We start from the raw sequence: 3705 nt of genomic DNA, 5'->3' as shown, positions 1-3705 counted from the left end.
CCTCGTCGGCGGTGCGGTATTCGCGCAGGTACACGGCCAGCCATTCCGCCCGGCTGGCCACGCCCACGGGCAGGGCCCGCCCGAACGAGAGCAGCGGCAGAGGGTGGAACCCGCGCGAGAACGCGGGCGGCAGCCCGGCGCGGCGCAGGGCGCGCTCGAACAGCGATTGCAGTTCAAGCTGGCTGAGGAACACCGCCATGTCTTCCTTGGTGTACCAGATGCGGTAGTGCCCCGCCTTCAGCGCCAGTTCGTCGGAAATCTGCGGCGGTTTGTCCGTCTTTTCCGGCATGCGTACCCGGCCATGCTCGTCCAGGGTTGGCTGGTGGGCCTGCTGGTCGCGTTGGGGCAGGTTGGTGCGATTGGCGTAGGCGGTAACGCCGGGCAACTTGTCCAGACGGGACGGGGACGACTTGGTGTCGCACACCCCGCACAGGTGGCAGGCGCCGTAGCGGCAGTCGCCCGTCAGCTTCATGTCCAGCGCGCGGTGGCGTTCGCGCAGCAGGAATTCGCGGCTGGCCCCGGCATCCAGGTGGTCCCAGGGCAGCGGCTCGTCCTCGCCGCGTTCGCGGGTGTAGTCCGAGGGGCTAAGCCCGTGTTCGGTCATGGCGTCCAGCCATGGGGCAAGATCGAAACCTTCGATCCAACTGCTGAAGATGGCCCCCTTGCGGTAGGCGCTTTCCACCACATCGGCCAGGCGTCGATCGCCGCGCGAGAAGATGCCCTCCAGTGCGCTCATGGAGGCTTCGTGCCAGCGCATCTTCAGGCATTTCTCGCCCTTGAAGCGGGACAGCAGGTAGCCGATGCGCTCGCGGATTTCTTCAAGCGACAGTTGACGTTCCCACTGGAACGGGGTGTGCGGCTTGGGCACGAAGGGCGAGATGGCCGCGGTCACCTGCAGGCGGCGGATGCCCGGTCCGGCGGCGTCACGCACCTTGCGGCACAGGTCCACGATGGCGTCGAGGTCCTCGCGCGTTTCGGTGGGCAGGCCGATCATGAAATACAGCTTCACCTGCTGCCAGCCGTGCTCGAACAGCTTCTGCACGTGCAGCAGCAGCCCTTCCTCGGTGACGCCCTTGTTGATCACGTCGCGCAGGCGCTGGCTGCCCGCCTCGGGCGCCAGGGTGGCCCCGGTGCGGCGGATGCCCGCCATGCGGCGCATGATTTCGTCATCGATGGAGCCCACCCGCAGCGACGGCAGCGATACCGCCACCTGCTCCTGGGCACAGCGGTCCACCGTGGACAGGAACAGTTGCTTGAGCGCGGAAAAGTCGCCCGTGCTCAGGGACAGGAAGGACACGTCGTCGTAGCCGGTCTGGCTCAGGCATTCTTCAAGCAATGCATGAAGGTTTTCCGTGGAGCGTTCGCGCGCCGGGCGATAGATGATGCCCGCCTGGCAGAACCGGCAGCCACGCGTGCAGCCCCGTCCTATCTCCAGCGCCAGCCGGTTGTGCACCGCGCCGAAGGGCACGGTCTGACTGGCCGGGTAGGGGGCGGTGTCCATGTCGGCCACCACGCGCCGGGCCACGCGGGTGTAGCCCGTGTCATTTACTGACGCGGGTGCCGACGAGGGGGCTGACGAGGGTGTCGATGAGGGCAGGAGCAGGGGCCGAGGCGGGGTGCCCGGCACGTTGCGGGCCGTATCCGGCGGCACGGAGCCTTCGAAGAATTCCGGCACGTACACGCCGGGAATGCGCCGGGCGTCATCCAGAAAGCGGGATCGGGAATGCCCGGCGGCGCGGGCGGCGGCCAGCAGGTCCACCAGTTCCGTCATCACCTCTTCGCCTTCGCCCAGCACCATCAGGTCCATGAACGGGGCCAGCGGTTCTGCCGCCAGAGTACAGCCGCCGCCCGCCATGACCACCGGCCACGCGGTGAGTGAGTCTGCCTTGGCCCGTTCCGCCGTGCGCAGGGGGATGCCTGCAAGGTCCAGCATGTACAGCACGTTGGAATAGCACAGCTCGTGCGTGATGCTGAACCCCACAAGATGGGTGGCCGCCAGCGGCGTGTCCGACTCCAGGGTGGCCAGGGGCACGCCGCGCTCGCGCAGCACCGCGCCTGCGTCGCGGCAGGGGGTGAACACCCGCTCGGCCCACACGTCGGGCCGTTGGTTCAGGATGGCGTACAGGATTTTCTGCCCAAGGTAGGACATGCCCACCTCGTACATGTCGGGAAAGGCCAGCGCCACGCGCAGGGTGGCGGCGTCGGGCGTCTTGTGGACGGTACCTTCCTCTATGCCGATGTAGCGGCTGGGCTTGGGCAGAAGGGGCAGAAGTTCGCGCATGGTTCCTGATGGGGATGAAGGGTGCGGGCGGGGCGGGTGCGCCGCCGGTCGTGAAGGCGGAAAGGCGGACAGGCAGGCACGCTGCAAGAAGACAAGGGAAACGGTCCGAAGGCGACATGAAAAGGGGGCGGCAGCGCCACCCCCTGAAATGCCAGACCGGAATTGCCCCATCCAACCAGAACAGGCCTCTTTTGGGCCTGATGTCCGCTCGGTGCCCTGTGGGACGGTCGGGCGGTCGGGTGGTCGGCGCCTGGCGCGAACGCGTGGTCCGTAATGCCGGGCTTACTTCTTCAGCAGGTCGGAAATGCCGGTGATCTTGCCACCCGCCGGGCCCTTGGCCAGGTTCAGGTTGCCCAGACCGCCGCCAAGGCCCCCGGTGGACAACGTGAGGTTGGACGTGGCTTCGAGGTACTTGGTCTTCAGTTCCTCGGGGCAGGTCTTGTATTCGTAGATGACGTGGACGCGGCTGATGACGCCGTCAAAGCCCTGCTCGAAGGGATAGCCGTACGGCAGCAGCATCATCTGCACACCCTGCTGGGTGGGCACGGTCTGCAACGCGGCCACGTCCTTGAGCGAGTTGGAGGCTTCGTCGAACTTGCCGAGCACCAGTTCGCCATTCACGAGCTTCACCAGTCTGATATCGTAGGCCATCGGGAGTGTCTCCTTGGTGATTGGTTCCCGGCATAGGTAGGGGCTGGGGCTGGCGCTGTCAAGCAACGGCGCGCCATGGGCGGGCGTCAGCGGCCCGGTTCCGGCGGCAGCAGCCGCAGGGGAATGATGGAGGCCAGCGCCAGCAGCCCCAGCAGGGCGAAGCCTGCCCCGAAGCTCCACGTTTGCCCCACCAGCCCCAGCAGGGCCGGGGCCGCACCCGTGCCCAGCAGCGACGATGCGGGCGTGGCGATGCACAGCACCGTGGGCTGGTACCCGGCGGGCCAGCAGCGGGCCAGTTCCTTGAAGATGGCAGGAAAGATGAACGCGGTCATGGCGCCCTGCACGGTCATGCCCGCCGTGACCACGGCAGCGGACGGCACCGCCATGGCCAGCAGCGCGGTACCGGTGAGTGCAAGGCACGCGGCGATGGTGCGGCGGGCCCCCATGCGGTCGGCCACCCAGCCCCCGGCCAGTGCGGCAAAGGGAGTGATCACGCGCGATGCCGCCAGCAGGCCGTTGGCCGTGGAGGGCTCAAGGCCCATGCCGTCCACAAGGTGCAGGGGCAGCACGCTGAACACGGCGTATTCCCCGGCCACACCCACGGCCAGCAGCCACGCGAACAGCCACGTCAGCGGCGAGCGCAGCACCCCGGTGAACCCGCGTATGGAGGGCGGCTCCGCCAGAGTGCGCCCGCCGCGCCCCACCCAGGCGAACACGATGCCCGTCAGCATGCCCGCCACGCCCACGGCCAGCAGTACGCCCCGCCAGTCGGT

At 67.9% G+C, this 3705-nt stretch carries 3 protein-coding genes; all 3 read right to left on the bottom strand.

Annotation, left to right across the window (positions count from 1 at the left end; translation table 11 throughout):
• Positions 1 to 2281, bottom strand: a 2281-nt coding sequence (locus FVW27_RS10250; protein WP_167124872.1) for a TIGR03936 family radical SAM-associated protein, incomplete at its 3' end; no start/stop codon positions are given.
• 282 nt (positions 2282 to 2563) lie between these two features.
• On the bottom strand, positions 2564 to 2932 hold the full coding sequence (locus FVW27_RS10245) for a hypothetical protein (protein WP_167124870.1): 369 nt from the start codon (positions 2930 to 2932) through the stop codon (positions 2564 to 2566).
• 86 nt (positions 2933 to 3018) lie between these two features.
• Positions 3019 to 3705 (bottom strand): MFS transporter (locus FVW27_RS10240; RefSeq protein WP_167124868.1); only part of this gene is annotated, 687 nt, incomplete at its 5' end.

The organism is Nitratidesulfovibrio liaohensis (assembly GCF_011682075.1).
Taxonomy (GTDB): domain Bacteria; phylum Desulfobacterota; class Desulfovibrionia; order Desulfovibrionales; family Desulfovibrionaceae; genus Cupidesulfovibrio; species Cupidesulfovibrio liaohensis.
Note: the sequence above shows the minus strand (reverse complement) of the source record. Positions and strands in the feature narration are given on the sequence as shown.

Excerpts from the sequence above, each read along its gene's own strand:
- FVW27_RS10245 (WP_167124870.1), bottom strand. The coding sequence starts at position 2,932 with ATGGCCTACGATATCAGACTGGTGAAGCTCGTGAATGGCGAACTGGTG.